We start from the raw sequence: 2,967 nt of genomic DNA on the forward strand, positions 1-2,967 counted from the left end.
AGCAGAGGATGGTGGCGCCGTCGTCTAGCTCCATCTCCTCGGCATCGGTCACCTCGTAGCCGGCCTTGAACAGATCCACGGCGGCCTTCTCCAGACGGGCGAAGTCCTGACAGGCGAAGTGGTGCTCGATCTCGTATTCTGCGTCGGGATTGCTGCCATCGGCCAGCAGCTCGTCGATGATGGCGAGGGTCTCTTCACGCCACTCTTGCAGGTTCATGCTCATAACGCCTCCAGGGCAGGAAAGTTGGGCGCAAGGATAGCGCGCCCCCCTCTTTGGCTCAATCGCTTCTCTCTCCCCCCAAATGGGGGAACGTGAAAAAAGGTCAGATTAACACCTTATGCCACCCTTTCCGCCCTGGTCCAGCGGATCCCCATCCTCAGCCGGTCGTTGCACGCAACATTTCGTTAACCAAGGCCTTGCTCACCACAGCATCCCCTGATGACGGCACGATGACACGAGACGCACGGGAGGTTATCAAAGGACGGCGAGTCGAGACTCGCGCCATATCCATCGTGTGAAGGAGCACATGAGACAATGACAAGAAAAACGATAGTGAGCCTGGCAATTGGCTCAACCCTGATGATTGGAAGTCACGCCCTCGCCGCGCCGGTGCACGGCCCCTTCGACGCCCCTCTGGCCGATGAGGAGAAGGTATTGCAGATGCTGCGCGACAGTGGCCGCATACCTGCTCTGGCCACCCCGGAGGCGGAGCAGACTATCCTCTCCCGCTACTATCGGGAGAAGGCGGGCGCCTACAACGGCCACAGCGGCGATCTGGCCTTCCAGGAGTCCCGTGTCCGCGCCAAGATCCTCAAGAAGATGACACTCAACGGCACGGCACGCCTGCATGACCGCATCCCGACCCTGCTGCTCAAGGGGATCGAAAAGGAAGAGTGGACCGGTGCCAAGCGGACCGATAGCATCCTGGCCATCTTGATCGACTTCCCGGACTATCCGAAAAACAGCATCAAGCCCGATCAGACCAAGATGTACTACCCGGACTACAGGCCCGATCACTACCAGGATCTGCTCTTCTCTGACAAGGGCTATGTCGGGCCAAACGGTGAGACGTTCATCTCCATGCATCAGTTCTATGAGCAGCAGTCGGGCGGGAGCTACAGCGTGGCCGGTCAGGTGGCGGGCTGGTACACAGCCACTCAAAATGCCGCCTACTACGGCAGCAACAAGAACCAGAATGCCGTCAGGGAGTTGGTGCGAGAGGCACTCAATCAGGTCGCCAGCGATCCTTCCATCGATCTGTCCGAATTCGATCAAGAGGATCGCTACGATCTGGATGGGGATGGTAACCGCAACGAACCGGACGGCGTCATCGATCACCTGATGATCTTCCACTCCAGCATCGGCGAAGAGGCTGGCGGTGGTGATCTCGGCGAGGACGCCATCTGGGCCCACCGCTGGAATCTGGGCAAGGTCTACCCACTGCCCGGCACCGCCTTTGCGGCCTATGACTACACCATCCAGCCCATCGACGCGGCAGCCGGCGTCTGCTCTCACGAGTACGGCCATGATCTGGGGCTACCGGACGAGTACGACACCAAATACACCGGCAAGGGTGAACCCATCGCCACCTGGTCTGTCATGTCCTCCGGCTCCTGGGCTGGCGTCATCGGCGGCACAGAGCCGACCGGTTTCTCCCCCTGGGCCAAGGAGTTCCTGCAGGCCTCCCTCGGTGGAAATTGGCAGCACGGTAGCAATGTCCATCTCAATGACCTCAGCGCCCGCGGCAACGTCTACATGCTGGATCAGGCCAACGACAAGGGACGCAACGACGACGTAGTGCGCATCAACCTGCCCGCCAAGGCTGTGCCACTCAACCCGCCGTATGCGGGCCAGTATCAGTATCATGGCGGCAAGGGCAATAACCTGGACAACCGGATGAGCGTGCAGATTGACCTGACCGGTCGCAGCCAGGCCAGCCTGTCGTTCAAGACCTGGTACCAGATCGAGCAGGACTACGACTATGCCCGGGTGCTGGTCAACGGTCAGCCCATCGCCGGCAATCTGACCACCAGCGATGACCCCAATAAGGTCGGTTTCGGGATCGGCATCACCGGCAGCTCAGGTGGCTGGAATGACGCCGAGTTCGATCTCAGCCCCTGGGCCGGTCAGCACATCGAGCTGACCCTGCAGTACCTGAGCGACGGTGGCGTGGCCGAGAACGGCTTCTTCGTCGACGATCTGACGGTCAGCGCTGACGGCAACCTGCTGGTGAGCGACGGGGCCGAAGGGACGAGCGCCTTCACCCTGGCCGGCTTTACCCAAAACGACGGTACCGAGCCCAAGGAGCACTACTATCTGGCCGAGTGGCGTAACCATGCCGGCGTCGACAAGGGACTGGCGCACATCAGCGTGGGCGACCAGATGATGCGCTATGAGCCCGGCATGCTGCTCTGGTATGTGGATGGAAGCCAGGAAAACAACTGGGTTGGAGTCCACCCGGGCGAGGGGTTCCTCGGCGTGGTCGATGCAGACCAGCGCACCCTGAAATGGAGCGACGGGGCCGTCGCCAGCACCCGCTACCAGATCCACGATGCCACCTTCAGCCTGGGCTTCCAGCATCCGCTAGTGATAAAACACTCGAGCGGATCCTTGTTGCGGGATCTCTGGCTGGTGCCACATCGGGTCTTTAAAGACAGCAAGGCCTACATGGGTGACGACATTCCCGATGCGGGGCGCAAGCTGCCCGATTATGGGCTCAAAATCCAGGTGACGGGGCAAGCCCGGAATCTGACGACCGGCCGCATCATTGTCAGCAAACAGGGGTAAAGCCCCCCCTCAATGCGGGTTGATGACATAAAAAAATCCGAGCCCTGACAGGGCTCGGATTCTGTTTGGCAAGACGGCAGAGCCCTCTTCCCGGCATTATGCTGTTCGAGAGATTACTTCTTGGTCTCTTCGGCGGCCTTCTCGACGGTCGCAGCAGCATCGCTCACGGCGGCAGCAGC

At 60.5% G+C, this 2,967-nt stretch carries 2 protein-coding genes; one reads left to right on the top strand and one right to left on the bottom strand.

Annotated elements, in window-relative coordinates:
• On the bottom strand, positions 1 to 223 hold a 223-nt coding region (gene rraB, locus BN1121_RS04780; RefSeq protein ID WP_156139392.1), incomplete at its 3' end, for a ribonuclease E inhibitor RraB.
• A gap of 312 nt (positions 224 to 535) precedes the next feature.
• Between rraB and BN1121_RS04785 the strand changes: the two genes are divergently transcribed.
• Complete coding sequence (locus BN1121_RS04785; RefSeq protein WP_043156913.1) at positions 536 to 2,788, top strand: immune inhibitor A domain-containing protein; 2,253 nt, start codon at positions 536 to 538, stop codon at positions 2,786 to 2,788.
• Positions 2,789 to 2,967: the final 179 nt, after the last annotated feature.

This window comes from Aeromonas diversa CDC 2478-85 (genome assembly GCF_000819805.1).
Classification (GTDB): domain Bacteria; phylum Pseudomonadota; class Gammaproteobacteria; order Enterobacterales; family Aeromonadaceae; genus Aeromonas; species Aeromonas diversa.